This is a genomic window from Microbacterium sp. NPDC091662 (genome assembly GCF_044756705.1).
GTDB lineage: Bacteria > Actinomycetota > Actinomycetes > Actinomycetales > Microbacteriaceae > Microbacterium.
Window position 1 is genome coordinate 1,508,995 of the sequence record NZ_JBIVTM010000001.1, and the last position, 14,700, is coordinate 1,523,694.

Below are 14,700 nucleotides of genomic sequence, written 5' to 3' on the forward strand. Positions count from 1 at the left end.
GTCAGCCCTTCGTCGAGCCGGCCAGCAGGCCGCGGACGAAGTAGCGCTGCAGCGCGAAGAACACGATCAGCGGCACGATGATCGACACGAAGGCGCCCGCCGTGAGCAGGTACCAGTCGTTTCCTCTCGTGCCCGTGATCTCGGCGAGCAGCTTGGTGATGGGAGCCGCAGCGCCATCGGCGAACACCAGTCCGACCAGCAGGTCGTTCCATACCCACAGGAACTGGAAGATCGCGACGGACGCGATGGCCGGCATCGTCAGGGGCAGCACCACGCGGAAGAAGATCTGGCCTCGAGATGCGCCGTCGACGCGTGCCGCCTCGATGATCTCCCCGGGGATCTCCGACATGAAGTTGTGCAGGAGATAGATCGCCAGCGGCAGCGCGAACATGGTGTGCGCGATCCACACCTGCGCATAGCCCGAGGAGGCGCCCAGCGGCGTCGTGACCTGCAGCCCGAAGAGGTTGATGCCTCGGGAGAACGAGCTCAGCAGGGGCACGAGTGCCATCTGGATGGGCACGATCTGCAGCGCGAACACGAAGATGAACAGCGCGTTGCGGCCCTTGAAATCGATCCAGGCGAAGGCGTACGCCGCCATCGAGGCGATCATCAGCGGCACGAGTGTCGCCGGGATGGTGATCGCGATCGAGTTGATGAACGACTCGAGGATGGTCAGCTGGGTCGTGCCGGACTGCAGCACGTCGACGTAGTTCTCGAGCGTCACCTGCGGGTCGGCGAAGAACGTCCACCATCCCGACGACTGGATCTGATCGCGCGGACGGAACGAGGAGATGAACAGCCCCAACGTGGGGATGGTCCACAGGACCGCGATCACGATGGATGCGACGGATGCCCACGGGCGCGACAGTCTTTTGCGAGCGCGTCCGGCGGAGCCGTCGAGGCCGCCTCCGGTCGTGATCGCGCGCGTGCTGACAGCGGTTTCGGACTTCACGGTGTCGGTCATCGGATCTCCCGCTGCTTCTTGATCTGGCGTGCGTTGTAGATGACGATCGGCAGCACCAGGATGAACAGGATGACCGAGAGCGCGGCGCTGCGTCCGGCCTCGAACTTCGAGAACTGCGTGTACATCTCGTTCGCCAGCACCGAGGTTCCGTAGTTGCCGGCGGTCATCGTCCGCACGATGTCGAACACCTTGAGAGAGGCGATCGAGATCGTGGTCAGCACCACGATGAGCGCGGGTCTGATCGACGGGACGGTCACCGAGATGAACCGCTCCCAGGCGTTCGCGCCATCGAGTTCGGCGGCTTCGAGAAGCTCCTGCGGAACACCCTTGATCGACGCCGACAGCAGCACCATCGCGAAACCGGTCTGCACCCAGATGAGCACGACGATGAGGAACAGGGTGTTCCACGGCTCATTCAGCAGCCACTGCTGCGGCTCCCCGCCGAACCACACCATGATCTGGTTGAGGAGCCCGATCTGCTCGAACTGAGGTCCTCGGTACTCGTACATGAAGCGCCAGATGATGCCCGCGCCGACGAACGAGATGGCCATCGGCATGAAGACCAGCACCTTGTAGATCTTCTCGCCGCGGGTGCGGTCGATGAACACCGCGTAGGCGAGACCGACGATCGTCGACACGGTCGGGACCACGAGCACCCAGATGATCGTGTTGACGACCGCGGTGATCCCATCGGACTGCGTGAAGATCCACAGATAGTTGGCGAACCCGACGAAGTCCTTCCCCGACGAGCTCAGGAAAGACGAGTACATCGTCTGGATCGACGGCAGGATCAGACCGACGATCAGAAGCAGAATTGCCGGCGCCATGAAGGCGACGAGCTGGATCAGGTATCCCGCGCCGTCGCGTGACCGATAGTCCAGCCAGAAGAACAGCGCCCCGACGAGGACCGCCACTCCCATCGCCCAGTAGTAGGAGTTGAAGAACCACATCACGGCGAGCGGGATGAGCAGACACATCGCGAGCCGGATGCCGGTGTACAGCGCTCCCCTGCGTGGAGCGATGTCCACGAGGAGCAGGATGATCGCCACGACCACCGCGAAGGCGATGACGACGGCGACCGCCTGCAGGATCGGCGGGAGCGAGCCGATCCACTGGAAGAAAATTGTCGCGTTCACGGATTCCCCTTCATCACGCGGAGCGGAGTGACCACCGCACATCGACGTGCGGGGTCAGGAGAGCAGGAGGGCCGCCCCCCAGAGGGCGGCCCTCCCGTTCTCTCAGCTGGCGGGCCAGCCCGTCTGGATCTGCGTGAGGACGTCGTCCGTGGAGGTGCCGTTGACCCAGGCCACCATGCCCTTCCAGAAGGTGCCGGCGCCGACGGCACCGGGCATCAGGTCGGACGCATCGAAGCGGAACGTCGTGTCCGGGTCCTGGAGGATCTTGATGGTCTCCTGCAGGATCGGATCCTTCGCATTCGCCGGGTCGAGGCCGTTGTTCGCGGAGGTGACGCCACCGAGGCTGACGCGGCTGTTGGCCCACTCGGGGCTGGACAGGTACGCGAGCACCTTCTGGGTGGCCTCAGAGTCGCTGAACGCACCGACGATCTCACCGGCACCGGTCACGGCCGAGTCGTCTTCGGACTCACCCGGGAGCATGAACGCCCAGACATCGCCGTCCTCGGCGACCGTCGTTCCATCCGGGAAGAAGCCCGACAGGAACGAGGCCTGGTGAGTCAGCGCGCACTCGCCGCCGGCGAGCTTGGGAGCGACATCACCGAAGGCGGTGGAGTTGATCGAGCGCACGTCACCGAAGCCGGCGTTGACGTTGGCCGGGTTCAGCAGGACTTCGCCGACCGAATCGAACGCCTGCTTGATCTGCGGGTCGGTGAACTTGACCTCGTTGGTGACCCACTGGTCGTAGACATCCGGTCCGGACTGACGCAGCACGTAGTCCTCGATCCAGTCCGTTCCCGGCCAGCCGGTCGCGGTGCCCGATTCGAAGCCGGCGCACCATGCGGGGGTTCCGGTGGTCGCCTGGATCTTCTCGGTGAGGGCGCCCATCTCGTCGAGCGTCTTGGGAACCTCGACGCCCCACTCCTTGAACTTCGCCGGCGAGTACCAGATCCAGCCCTTGACGTTCGCCATCAGCGGCGCACCGTAGAAGGTGCCGTCGACGGTGCCGTAGTTCACCCAGTCTTCGGTCCAGTACTCGTTGGCGTTCTTCTCGACCTCTTCGGGTGCGGGCTTCAGATAGTCCCGGTTGGCGAAGTCGGCGAACAGTCCCGGCTGCGGGAAGATCGCGATGTCCGGCGGGTTGCCGCCCTGGGCGCGCGTGCCGAGCTGGGTCTCGAAATCCTGGCTGCCCTCGTACTTGATCGTGATGCCGTTCTCGTCGGCCCAGTCCTTCCAGGACTCCTGGAGGAGCTTCGCCTCATCATCGACGATCGTGCCGTAGATCGTGACGGTGGCGTCGCCCCCGTCGCCGCCGTCGGTGCCCGGTGCCCCTCCGGGAGCCCCGCATCCGGCGAGCGCGATGCCCGCGACCCCCAGCAGGGCGAGCGGCGCGTAACGCCGGGAACGCTGTGACAGAGCCATGTGAATTCTCCTCTTCGAGTACAGGTTCCCGGCTGGTGCGACGCCACCCCGGGGCATCGTTAGGGAACCGATTCCAGGCCAACCTACTGGCCATCCGCATCCCCGCACAACACGCTAGGGTCACAAGCTCGCAACCATTCACCTCGCTCACGGACCGCTGGTGGGAGCGCTCCCTCGTCGCACGTCTGGAACCGGTTCCTTTTTTCGACGACGACGACTACGATTTGACGCGGCGCGCACCCCGCGTCGGGGCCACGCAGCTGCGTGATCAGGTCGAGGAGGACCGATGAGCACGATCGCGGACGTCGCGTCGCGTGCCGGCGTATCGAAGGCCACCGCCAGTCGCGCCCTGAGCGGCCGCGGGTACGTGTCGGAGACCACCCGGCAGCGCGTCGAGGACGCCGCTCGCGATCTCTCCTATGTCGCCCACTCCTCCGCGACGAGCCTGGCGACCGGACGCACACAGACCGTGGGCGTCGTGATGCCGCCCGTGGACCGATGGTTCTTCGCCGAGCTGCTCGCCGGCGTGCAGGAGTCGCTGTTCGCCCTCGACTACGACCTGTCGCTCTACGGCGTGCCGGAAGGGTCGCAGACCAGGGAGCGGCTGTTCGAGAGCGTGCTCCCCGGGAGGCGTTTCGACGGGATCATCGCGGTCGGCATCCAGCCGAGCGCCCGGGAACTCGAGCGGCTGCAGCAGACCGGGCGCCCGCTCGTGAGCGTCGGTCCGTACAGTGAGGGTTCCAGTGCGGTGTCGATCGACGACACGGCCGCCGCACGCATCGCGACCGAGCACCTCATCGAACTCGGGCACACCGACATCGCCTTCGTCGGCGGATCGACGGACGCGACCACGCTGAGCTACGGTGACGCACAGCGGCTCGACGGCTATCGCGGCGCATTGCAGGCGGCAGGGATCGCGGCTCATGGGCGCGTCGCCGGTGGGGCTCCGACGATGCCGGGCGGATACACCGCGGCAGCAGGGCTGCTGGGAGACCGACGGCGGCGGCCGACGGCGATCGTGGGAGTGTGCGATGAAGCCGCGATCGGGGCGATCATCGCCGCGCGACGACTCGGCATCGCCGTGCCGACCGAGCTCAGCGTCGTCGGCATCGACGATCACGAACACGCCGACATGTTCGCACTGACCACGATCGGGCAGTCGCCGCGCGACCAGGGTCATGAGGCGGTGCGACTCTTGACGCAGCGGATGGAGCACCCCGACGCACCGCTGGAACGCGTCTATGCGGCATCGGCCCTCGTCGTGCGCAGCTCGACGGCCCCTCCGCGCTGACTTCGCAGCATGCTGGGATGCAGGTACGACCGCCGCTGGGATTCCGGTGCTACCGGCGAAAGCAGACCAGCGAACGTAGGAGACGGCGCGGACGCTCTGGGAACGCACGAAGGCCCCGGGCGAACCCGGGGCCTTCGTTGAGAAACGCGTGAGCGTCGCGATTACTTGAGGGTAACCGTTGCGCCTGCCTCTTCGAGAGCAGCCTTGGCCTTCTCGGCGGTCTCCTTGTTGGCGCCCTCAAGGACGGCCTTCGGGGCACCGTCGACGACAGCCTTGGCCTCGCCGAGACCCAGCGAGGTGAGCTCGCGGACGGTCTTGATGACCTGGATCTTCTTGTCGCCAGCAGCCTCGAGGATGACGTCGAAGGAGTCCTTCTCTTCCTCGGCCTCAGCAGCGCCTGCGCCACCCGCGGCACCGGCGACGGCGACGGGAGCAGCAGCGGTGACCTCGAACTTCTCCTCGAACGCCTTGACGAACTCGTTGAGCTCGATGAGGGTCAGGCCGGCGAACTGCTCGAGCAGTTCCTCGGTGGAAAGCTTCGCCATGATGTATCTCCTAGATAGATGGGGTTTGTAGACGAGATCGCAGGTCGCTTACGCGGCCTCTGCGGTCTCCAGCTTTTCGCGAAGAGCATCGATGGTGGCCGCAGCCTTGCCCATCGTCGCCTTCATCATGCCCGCAGCCTTCGCCAGCAGAACCTCACGGCTCTCGAGCGCGGCGTACTTGTTGACCTCGTCCGCGGTGAGGGCGTTGCCCTCGAAGATGCCGGACTTGATCACGAGAAGCGGGTTGGCCTTGGCGAAGTCACGCAGAGCCTTGGCGGTGGCGACGAAGTCACCGTGCACGAACGCGACAGCCGACGGACCCTTGAGGTCGTCGTCCAGCGCGGAGATGCCAGCCTTGTTGGCGGCGATCTTGGTCAGCGTGTTCTTCACCACGGCGTACTCAGCGTCCTGACGGATGCTGTTGCGCAGCTCCTTGAGCTGGGCAACCGTCAGACCGCGGTACTCGGTCAGCAGAACGGCAGTCGAGTTCTCGAATGACTTCGTGAGCTCGGCGACCGATGCATCCTTCTGCGCCATGGTCACTCCTTGGTGTGTACGAGGCGCCGCACGGTGGTGAGGCGCCGACCTGGACCACCTGCAATAGAAAAAGCTCCGGCGCAAGCGCACGGAGCTTCGGAAAGTTCGTGTCCTGCGCGGGCCCCTGCTGTGCAGAGCTTCGATCGCGCGTGTTTTCACACACACGATGACCAGCGGTCTTCGGTTCTCGACAACTGTACCCCACCCGCTCCCCTCCCCCAAATCCTCCCCCCTCTCCCCCCTCCGCCCTCTCCCCCCTCTCCCCCCTCCCCGCCCTCCCCTCTCCCCTCTCCCCCCTCCCCCTCTCCCCCCTCCCCCTCTCGCCCTCCCCGCCCTCCCACACTCCGCCGAGTGAACGGGAACTCGGCGAGTGCACGGGTTGGGCGCGCGAAGTCGCCGTGCGCTCGGCGAGTTCCCGTTCACTCGACGCGCGGTGTGGGCAGCAGGGAGGCTCAGGGAGCGGTGATGTGGAAGGACGAGAGGCGAGCGGCCAAGGCCGCGGGGGTTGCGATGTGCTCGGACCCCCAACGCGCGAAGCCCCATTGGGTTCGACCCCGGATCCAGTCCTCCCGCTGCTTCTCCGCCAACAGCACCTGCTCGATCGTGCGCTCCGACCGCTGTGCCTCGTCAAGGTACTTCGCCTTGCCGTCGAACTCGCCGAAGCTCCGGACATCGGTGAGCCCGAAATCGACGAAGTACTGCGTGCCATCCGGCCCATCGATCGGGACCTGAAGCTCGGGGGCGGCGAAGCCGAGTCGGTGAAGTTGCAGTCTGCTCACGCTCTCGCCCGGAAGCTGGGCGCGCCCGTCGGCGAACTCTGCCACCCACCGCGCCTGCCGGATCCCGCGCGCGCCCCCGGCCTCACTCAGCCGCTCCCCGAGTCCACGACGCCACGCGACGACCGCATCCGGGTCCCACTCCCACTGCCGATCCGCCATCTGCCGTTCCGCCGCATCAGCCGCCGCGACGGCAGCGGCCACCGACAGCGAACGGATGAGATCGAACACCGTTCGCGACAAGGACGTGCAACGGATGCCTCCACGCACCGTCACATCTGACGCCGGAAGCGGCGCGACATGACGGAACACATCGGGTGCACTCGAGATGCGCCTCGGCGTCGCCATAGTCATGTGCACGCGGACGAGCCGCATCGCGGGGAGCGGGAGCCCCCAGAGCACGGCCGCGGAGGTGTGCGACATGACCGCTGGTCCCCGAGCGTCGCGAGCCACCGCGATCACGTGCGCGTGGTGCTTCTGCTCCGGCCACAGGTTCTCCCGATCAGCCGAGGCGATGAACCATCCGCGACGGAAGGCGAAGAGCGTCCCCTCTCGGACCGCAGCGGTGATCCGCCTGTCCGTCCACCCGTGTTGGAGGAGGTCCGTCCGCGACCGGACGAGCTGAGCAAGGGCGGATGAGGCGTTCGGCATGCCCCATGGTTCCTCGCCGCCGACCGCGCCTCCCCTCTATCCCCGCGCTATCCCCGCGCTCTCCCCTTTTCCCCGCTCTCCCCGCGAATGTGCAGGAACGGTGATCCACTCGGCGAGTGCACGAGATGTCGCCGAGTGGACGACTTACTCGCATGCAGAAGCCGTGCACTCGACGAGTTCGCGTGCACTCGACGACGGGGCGGGGGCGGGGGGCGGGGCGGGGGGCGGGGGCGAGGTGCGGGAGGGCGGCGTGTACGGGAGGGAGGGTCGGCGGGCGGGGTTAGGGTCGAAGGGTGACTCCGGAACTCTCTGCACGCATCGTCGCGGACTCCCGTGACCGGGTGGCATGGTTGCGGGCCCGCTCCCGGGGCATCACGGCCACCGACGTGGCAGGACTGACCTCCGAGAAGTCGATCGCTCGCGCCGCCGACTCCAAGCTCGGCGGCGGACCCCGCTTCGGCGGCAACGCCTACACCGATCACGGCCGGCGACGCGAACCCGAGATCGCCGCCTGGGTCGCGGCCACCCACGGCATCCTCCCCTCCTCCGCCCTGTTCCGCGCCGAGGTCGAGCATCGTCACCTCGCCACCCCCGACGGCATCGCGGTCGACGCCGATGGACGGGTGAAGCTCGCCGAGATCAAGACCACGAACAAGGCGTTCCGGGGCATCCCGCGCACCTACCTCCGTCAGGTGTGGTGGCAGCAGCACGTGCTCGGCGCCGAACGGACCCTGTTCGTCTGGGAGGAGCACGTCGACTTCGCCCCGATCCACGATGAGCCTCGCTGCGTGTGGATCGATCGCGACGACCGTGAGATCGCGAAGCTCGTCGGCCTCGCCACAGATCTCATCGATGAGCTCTACCGACGCACCACCGGCCAGCAGGTTCCGAGCCGCGTGTTGGACGCCGCCGCGAGCCGCCGCGAACAGCTCCGCGAACGCGACGCATTCCGGGCTCTGGCCCTCGCCGACTGATCAGACGACCGGTCGCACCGACTGCCCCTCACGTGCAGGTGTTGTTGCCGCCGAGCCCGAGCAGGCCACCGACCGACAGCGTGCGCGTCGCCGCCGGTGAGACCCACGAGGTGCCGGCGTAGATCGACTCGACCTTCACCGCATTGGTCGACCCGAGAAGACTCCCCAGCAGCGTGTTCAGCAGTCCGGAGCTGATCGTGGACGAGTAGGTGTACGGGCCGGATCCGCTCTGCGTGACGTTGCTGTTGTCGACGACGACGTTGTTGATGGACAGCCGCTGCTGCACGGTCAGGTAGGGCGATGTCCACGTGATCGTGAAGCCGGTGAAGGTGCCGAGGAAGCTCGTCACCGTGCACGAGGTGACCACGGGGGCGGCCAGAGTCGCGGCGGTGAACGTCCGCGTGGCGTACTCGCTGTCGGTGAACGCGGCGTCGGTGACCTGCACGGCGGGCGTCGAGGCGACGCCGACGAGCACGGCGAGGCCCGCGACCCCCGCCAGGATGCGTACGCGTGTCGACCGCCTCATCGCACCCTCCGTGTCTCGGATGCCGTACCTCGACGGCGGTTCACGAGTGCGACGCCCCACGCCACCAGCGCCGCACCGGCCACGACCACCCACGGCATGCCCGGCGGCAGCCCCGTGGTCGCGAGCCCGCCGTCCGACCCCACGACAACGGTCTCGCCCGCCCCCTGCGCGTGCACCCGCACATCGGTACTGCCCGCGCCCGAACCTCCGGAAGGATCCAGGAAGATCGTGAGGCGAAGATGCGCCGTCTCGGTGTCGGCGACCTGTGCGAGCGGGATCTCGACCCCGTCGCGCGGGATGCTCCAGCCCGTACGGAGTGCGGTGGCACCATCAGGACACCCTGCCTCGGTCCATTCCTGCAGACACAGCGAGACGTCGAGGAGCAGCTGCGCATCACCCGTCGCACTGACCGCGATCCGCACGACTCCCGGATCCGGGGCATCGGCGCTCACCGCGATGTCCCATTCCACCGGCTCCCCCGGCAGCAGACTGCCTGCTGCCGCCCAGTCCGCGACCGAGACGAGGCGCAGGACGGATCCCTGGATGATCTGCGTCGTCGGCGCTGCCCATGCGACCGCCGGCATCGCGACAGCGAGGACCGCGAGCAGGACGACGGCGAGCGCGCGCCTCATGGTCCGTTCCCATCGGGATCGCGCGCGGTCCGGCGCTGCCCGCGCGGCCAGAACGCCCAGACGACCAGAGACGTCGCCGCCACGGTCAGGGTTCCCAGCACGATCGGGTTCCCCATGCCCGCGACGACCAGCGCGATCCCGGGAACGGAGAACAGCACCTTCCGCACGGAGGTCACCGGGTAGGGGAAGGGATCGTCTGCGGTGTTCGCGTCTCCGCGCATCGTGATGACGCGCTCGTCCGCGCTCGAACCGGGAGCGAGCATGGTGACGCGGTGGGTCACCGGCAGTTCCCCTTCGCGGTCGACGGTCACCACGTCACCCACCTCGACCTCTGTCGCCGGGACGCGCTGCACCACCGCGACGGAGCCAGCGGGGATCGTGGGCGACATCGACCCGGTACGGAACATGATGAGCGTGATCTGCGCTGTGAAGGCGAGCACGACGAGGAGGATGCAGATCGCACCGGCGACCGCAGCCACCCAGAGCAGCACGTCGCCGATCACGTGCCCCGGTCGCATGCCGGTATGCACCCTCGCCGCGGTCGCGTGGGGTTCGACCGCGGCGAGGGACGTCTCTTTCTCGCGCAGGCTCCGTCGAGTCGTGGGTGTCGTCATCTCGTCCTCCTCCCTGCCATCGCTCCTACGACGACGTCCCGAGGAACTGCCAGGTCTGCGTCATGGTGAGCCCCTGTGCGGCGTTCGGGGCCGTCGTCGGGAGCGTGACCGCGAAGCAGTAGTTGACCTGAGCCGCGCCGTTCGCTGTCACGACCTGCGTTCCCGACCCACCCGCGGTGAGCGCCGAGCCGTCCGCGACGACCGCCGTCCCCGCCGCGTACGTGGTCAAGTTGCAGGTGGTGCCTGCGATCGTGCGCACCCCGTACGTGAGGTACGTCGCGAGCCCCGTGCCTCCGGGCGTTCCCGCGGTCAGCTGGAGGGTTCCCGCCACCGACGGGTTCGCGGTCTTCACGCTGAACAGTGCGTAGGTCGAGTTCCCCGGCGCCATCGCGGTGGGGGCGAGCTGAAAATTCAGAGTCGCCGCCGCGCCCGCGGTGGCGTGACTCGAGAACGTGGCCCCGTCGACAGCTCCGACGATGTCGAACCTTCCGGCCGTGAAGCTGGCGGATCCGTACTCGGAGTCGTTCCAGGCGGCGAGGGTGGCGGCGACGCCGATGCCGAACACGAGCCCGCCCGCGAGGACGGCCCTCAGCCGACGGGAGCGCAGCCGCCGCCTCTCCCGCACTTCTCTGCGGGTGACCATCACATGCTCAGTTCGTGGACGTCGCCGTGAACTTCCAGGTGGCATTGGTCACGAGGCTCGGTGTGAGCGCCGCATCCGCCGTCACCTTGAAGCACAGCTGCACCGCCGTGCCCGGCACGGCCGATGTGCCTCCGGCCGTGAGCGGGACCTGCGTCGCACCGGTCTGCACGTCGAGCGTCGCTCCGGTCGCGATGGGCGTGCCCGTGGCACTCGCGGCGTTGCACGTCGCGCCGGGTGCGAGCTGATAGATCGAATACGAGAGGTGCCCCGTGTTGGAGCTCGCGGCGGGGTCGGCTGTCGTGCCGTCGGCCACGAGGTTCGCCCCGCTCGTGGTTCCGGCCGCGAGGCGCACCCAGAACCCGGCGTACACGGAGCTGGTCGGCGACATGTTGCCCACGAGTCCCGCCGGCAGGGTGAACGCGAGAGTCGCGGCGGTGCCGGCAGAGTTGTGGTCGGCATACGCGGTGCCGTCGGTCGATCCCTGCAGATTGAACGCACCGGCGGTGAACGTGCCGTTCGCGAACTCGGAGTCGTTCCAGACCGCGAGAGTCACCGCGGTGCCGATGCCGAGCACGAGCCCACCTGCCAGTACCGCCAGGACCTTGCGCTGGGTTGCTTTGGTTGCCATGTCGCTTCCCCCTCAGGAATTCGTGAACCGCGCGAATGCCTGTGTTCCGATCGCCCCTCAACGACCCCGCATCCGCGCGTTTGCGCCATCCTCTCCCTGCCTCATCCGCAGAACAAGGCGATTTCGCGCACGACATTCGCTCATCCCGCGCAGATCCGGATCCTCGTCGAAGATCGTTGACTTATATCAACGACCGGCGTATAGTTGACGCAGTTCAACCATCTTGTGCGCGCCAGAGCTGTCGCAGCATCTCCACACTCTCCTGCGAAAGGTCACGCATGACCACCGATTCTCCCGTCAAGATGACGCATCGCCAGGTGCTCGAGGCCCTCACCGGCCTCCTGCTCGGCATGTTCGTCTCGATGATCGCCACCACGGTGGTCTCCACTTCGATGCCGGTCATCGTGCACGACCTCGGCGGCGACCAGGCCGCCTACACCTGGGTCATCACGGCGACCCTGCTCACCACCGCGATCTCGACCCCCATCTGGGGAAAGCTCGCCGACCTGTTCAACCGCAAACTGCTGATCCAGATCGCGATCATCGTCTTCGTCGGCGCGACGGCCGCGGCCGGCTTCGCCCAGGACACGAACACCCTCATCGCCTTCCGAGCCATCCAGGGCATCGGCGGCGGTGGACTCGCCGCGCTCAGCCAGGTCATCATGGCCGACATCATCAGCCCGCGCGAGCGCGGCCGCTACATGGGGCTGTTCGGTGCCGTGATGGCCGTCGCCACCGTGGGCGGCCCGCTGCTCGGCGGATGGATCACCGACGTCGCGAACTGGCGCTGGAACTTCTTTGTCGCGCTCCCCTTCGCCGTGGCCGCACTGATCATCCTGCAGAAGACGCTGCACATCAGCACCGAACGCACCCGCAAGGTGTCGATCGACTACGTCGGCATCGTGCTGCTCTCGGCCGCCGTCTCGCTGATCCTCATCTGGATCACCAACGCCGGCTCGACGTTCGACTGGTGGAGCACCGAGACCGTGCTCATGGTCGGCGGCGCCATCGTCGCGGCCGTGGCGTTCATCATCGTCGAGCTCAAGGTGCGTGAGCCGCTCATCCCGCTCACACTCTTCCGCGGTCGCACGTTCACCCTCTCGGTGCTCGCGTCGATCTCGATCGGCGTCGCGATGTTCGGCACCTCGGTGTACCTCGCGCAGTACATGCAGCTCTCCCGCGGTGCGACGCCGACCGAGGCGGGGCTCATGACGCTGCCGATGATGGCGGGGCTCCTGATCTCGTCGATGGTCATCGGCCAGCTCGTCACCCGTTTCGGCAAGTGGAAGGGCTATCTGATCCTCGGCTCCGTGCTGCTGATCGCGGGCTCCGTCATGTTGTCGACACTGCACTACGACACGAACTTCGTCCTCGTCTCGATCTACATGTTCGTCATGGGCGCGGGCGTCGGCATGACGATGCAGAACCTCGTGCTCATCGTGCAGAACGTCGCGAAGCCGAGCGAGATGGGCGTCGCGAGCTCGGGCGTCACCTTCTTCCGCAGCCTCGGGGGCACCATCGGCGTCTCGGTCATGGGTGCCGTGCTCGCCAACAGCCTCACCAGCCTGTTCAGCGACGGCAAAGAGCGTATCGGAGCCGCCATCGCGCAGCTCGGCGACAAGGGTGTCGAAGTCGCCGCCCAGCTCTCCAGTGGCACCCTGCCCGAAGTCCGCCTGCTCCCTGAGCCCGTGCGCTCGATCATCGAGGACTTCTACGCGCAGGCCATCTCGCACGCGTTCCTGATCGGCATCCCGCTCGCGGTGATCAGCCTCATCGCGATCCTGTTCCTGCCGAACCGACCGCTGACGACGATGACGACGACCGAACGCGCCCAGGCGGATGCCTCGAAGAGGCAGCCCGTCGACGGCAGCGTGGACGACGCGGCCGACGTCGCGATCGCCGACGCGACGGCGCTCTCCGGGGCTCCGACGACCGGCAGCGTGAGGGTCATCGACCGCGACGGCGACCACGACGACACTGCCTCCGATGTCCGACGCTGAGAACACCACCGACACCCCCGAGGCGCGGGCCGAAGCGGTCCGCGCCCTCGAGGCGGAGTTCGGCGAGCTCATCACGCACTTCCGTCGGGTGATCACCGAGAACGCGAATCGAGTGAGCCCCGGCCTGCTGCCCGGCGCCTACAAGATCTTCACCACCATCGCCCGATGCGAACGGGTGACCGTGTCGACGCTGTCCGAGCGGATGCTCATGGACAAGGGGCAGGTCAGCCGCACGGTGCGGGAGTTGGAGGATCTGGGTCTGATCGAACGCACCGCCGACCCCGCCGACGGCCGTTCATCCCTCCTGGAGCTCACGCCCCTCGGCACGGAGCGGTTGTCAGCGGCTCGACTACCGCAGGAGGGCCTGCTCCTGCGCACGCTCGAGCAGTGGAGCCTCACCGACATCGGCAACCTCACCCGGTTGCTGCACGCCCTCGGCTCGGGGGGGACGCCGGGTTCGTCCGCCGCCGACTGACCGGGGCACCGCCGAGCACGCGACGCGCCTCGGTGGCGACCTCTGCGGCGATCGTGTCGAGCAGCTCCGAGCGCAGGTTCCACTGCTGCCAGTAGAGCTGCACGCGAAGGATGGGACCGCCCAGCGGGACGAGACCGGCCGATTCCTGCAGCAGCGGGACCATGCCCCAGCCGAGTCCGAGGGTCACCGCGAGGGCATAGTCGTGGGATGCCGGCACGTAGTGGCGCGGCACCCCCTCCTGCCCGACCGACATGGCGCGGAGCCACTCGTGCTGCAGCGTGTCCCTGCGATCGAAGTCGACGAACGGTGCTGCAGCCAACGCCGTCGTCGTCACCCCTTCGGAGAACCAGCGCGCCGCGAAGGCCGGGTCCGCCATCGCGCGGTACTCGAGCACGCCGAGCGGTGACACCGAGCAGCCGGCAACGGGGGCCTCCTCGCTCGTGACCGCCGCCATCACCGTGCCCGACTCCAGCAGACGGGCGGTGAAGTTCTGGTCGTCGCGGTGCAGGTCGAAGTCGATGTCGTGTGCGGCGGACAGGCGCGCGAGCGGGGCGAGGAACCAGGTCGCCATCGAGTCGGCGTTGACCGCGAGGGGAACCGTGATCCGCCGGGCGTCGTCCGCGTCGTCGATCCCCACGCCGACGAGCGCATCATGCTCGAGCAGCGCGACCTGCCGCGCCAGACGCACGACCGCCTCCCCGGCTTCCGTCAGCCGTGCGGGCTTCGTGCGCACGACCAGGATGCGGCCGAGCTGTTGCTCGAGCGCCTTCAAACGCTGGCTCACCGCGGAAGGCGTGATCTGCAGTCGCTTCGATGCGGCATCCAGCGTCCCCTCGTCGACGATGGCGGCGAGGGTGGCCGCGAGTTCCGGAGCGATTTTCACATTAGA

Annotated in this window: 16 protein-coding genes; 4 read left to right on the forward strand and 12 right to left on the reverse strand. The window is 67.4% G+C overall.

All coding sequences use genetic code 11. From position 1 onward, the window contains the following. Nucleotide 1 precedes the first annotated feature (1 nt). The 3 genes from ACIQLD_RS07215 to ACIQLD_RS07225 form a co-directional block, all read right to left on the reverse strand. Nucleotides 2-964 carry a carbohydrate ABC transporter permease gene (locus ACIQLD_RS07215; RefSeq protein ID WP_402606723.1) on the reverse strand — a complete coding sequence of 321 codons (963 nt, stop codon included), beginning with the start codon at nucleotides 962-964 and terminating at the stop codon, nucleotides 2-4. After that, nucleotides 961-2,100 (reverse strand): carbohydrate ABC transporter permease, encoded by a 1,140-nt coding sequence (locus ACIQLD_RS07220; protein ID WP_402606725.1) that lies wholly within the window; start codon nucleotides 2,098-2,100, stop codon nucleotides 961-963. Before ACIQLD_RS07220 ends, ACIQLD_RS07215 begins: the two co-directional genes overlap by 4 nt. A 102-nt stretch (nucleotides 2,101-2,202) precedes the next feature. Continuing rightward, a complete protein-coding gene (locus ACIQLD_RS07225; protein WP_402606727.1) occupies nucleotides 2,203-3,519 on the reverse strand; it encodes an ABC transporter substrate-binding protein in 1,317 nt (438 codons plus the stop codon). 286 nt (nucleotides 3,520-3,805) lie between these two features. Between ACIQLD_RS07225 and ACIQLD_RS07230 the strand changes: the two genes are divergently transcribed. Then, the gene (locus ACIQLD_RS07230; protein WP_402606729.1) at nucleotides 3,806-4,810 is read left to right on the forward strand and encodes a LacI family DNA-binding transcriptional regulator; all 1,005 of its coding nucleotides are present in this window, start codon (nucleotides 3,806-3,808) and stop codon (nucleotides 4,808-4,810) included. Nucleotides 4,811-4,971: 161 nt separating this feature from the next. On the opposite strand, the gene rplL is transcribed toward ACIQLD_RS07230, so the two are convergent. From rplL to ACIQLD_RS07245, 3 genes are all read right to left on the reverse strand, one after another. Beyond that, nucleotides 4,972-5,355: a 50S ribosomal protein L7/L12 gene (gene rplL, locus ACIQLD_RS07235; RefSeq protein ID WP_017829128.1), complete on the reverse strand. Its 384-nt coding sequence runs from the start codon at nucleotides 5,353-5,355 to the stop codon at nucleotides 4,972-4,974. Between the two features lie 48 nt (nucleotides 5,356-5,403). Next, complete coding sequence (gene rplJ / locus ACIQLD_RS07240; protein ID WP_017829129.1) at nucleotides 5,404-5,892, reverse strand: 50S ribosomal protein L10; 489 nt, start codon at nucleotides 5,890-5,892, stop codon at nucleotides 5,404-5,406. A gap of 452 nt (nucleotides 5,893-6,344) precedes the next feature. Then, on the reverse strand, nucleotides 6,345-7,319 hold the full coding sequence (locus ACIQLD_RS07245) for a hypothetical protein (protein ID WP_402606732.1): 975 nt from the start codon (nucleotides 7,317-7,319) through the stop codon (nucleotides 6,345-6,347). Between the two features lie 293 nt (nucleotides 7,320-7,612). Here ACIQLD_RS07245 and ACIQLD_RS07250 point away from each other — a divergent pair, with 293 nt between their 5' ends. After that, nucleotides 7,613-8,293, forward strand: coding sequence for a YqaJ viral recombinase family protein (locus ACIQLD_RS07250; RefSeq protein ID WP_402606735.1), 681 nt, complete (start codon nucleotides 7,613-7,615; stop codon nucleotides 8,291-8,293). Between the two features lie 28 nt (nucleotides 8,294-8,321). Here the strand turns inward: ACIQLD_RS07250 and ACIQLD_RS07255 are convergent, their stop codons facing one another. From ACIQLD_RS07255 to ACIQLD_RS07275, 5 genes are read right to left on the reverse strand one after another with little or no spacing between them, the layout of a single operon-like run. Continuing rightward, nucleotides 8,322-8,819 (reverse strand): hypothetical protein, encoded by a 498-nt coding sequence (locus ACIQLD_RS07255; RefSeq protein WP_402606738.1) that lies wholly within the window; start codon nucleotides 8,817-8,819, stop codon nucleotides 8,322-8,324. Beyond that, a complete protein-coding gene (locus tag ACIQLD_RS07260; protein WP_402606741.1) occupies nucleotides 8,816-9,451 on the reverse strand; it encodes a hypothetical protein in 636 nt (211 codons plus the stop codon). The genes ACIQLD_RS07255 and ACIQLD_RS07260 overlap by 4 nt, the downstream gene beginning before the upstream one ends. Continuing rightward, a complete protein-coding gene (locus ACIQLD_RS07265; RefSeq protein ID WP_402606743.1) occupies nucleotides 9,448-10,065 on the reverse strand; it encodes a signal peptidase I in 618 nt (205 codons plus the stop codon). The genes ACIQLD_RS07260 and ACIQLD_RS07265 overlap by 4 nt, the downstream gene beginning before the upstream one ends. Before the next feature lie 25 nt (nucleotides 10,066-10,090). Next, a complete protein-coding gene (locus ACIQLD_RS07270) occupies nucleotides 10,091-10,708 on the reverse strand; it encodes a SipW-dependent-type signal peptide-containing protein (protein WP_402606746.1) in 618 nt (205 codons plus the stop codon). Nucleotides 10,709-10,715: 7 nt separating this feature from the next. After that, entirely contained in the window at nucleotides 10,716-11,336 is a 621-nt protein-coding gene (locus ACIQLD_RS07275) for a SipW-dependent-type signal peptide-containing protein (protein WP_402606749.1), read from the reverse strand. A gap of 278 nt (nucleotides 11,337-11,614) precedes the next feature. On the opposite strand from ACIQLD_RS07275, the gene ACIQLD_RS07280 reads away from it, so the two are divergent. Together ACIQLD_RS07280 and ACIQLD_RS07285 are read left to right on the forward strand one after the other, a co-directional pair. Beyond that, a complete protein-coding gene (locus ACIQLD_RS07280; RefSeq protein WP_402606752.1) occupies nucleotides 11,615-13,336 on the forward strand; it encodes an MDR family MFS transporter in 1,722 nt (573 codons plus the stop codon). Continuing rightward, the gene (locus tag ACIQLD_RS07285) at nucleotides 13,323-13,811 is read left to right on the forward strand and encodes a MarR family winged helix-turn-helix transcriptional regulator (protein ID WP_402606755.1); all 489 of its coding nucleotides are present in this window, start codon (nucleotides 13,323-13,325) and stop codon (nucleotides 13,809-13,811) included. Before ACIQLD_RS07280 ends, ACIQLD_RS07285 begins: the two co-directional genes overlap by 14 nt. Here the strand turns inward: ACIQLD_RS07285 and ACIQLD_RS07290 are convergent. Beyond that, nucleotides 13,750-14,694 carry a LysR family transcriptional regulator ArgP gene (locus ACIQLD_RS07290; RefSeq protein WP_402606757.1) on the reverse strand — a complete coding sequence of 315 codons (945 nt, stop codon included), beginning with the start codon at nucleotides 14,692-14,694 and terminating at the stop codon, nucleotides 13,750-13,752. The two genes, ACIQLD_RS07285 and ACIQLD_RS07290, sit on opposite strands and share 62 nt — an antisense overlap. Nucleotides 14,695-14,700: the final 6 nt, after the last annotated feature.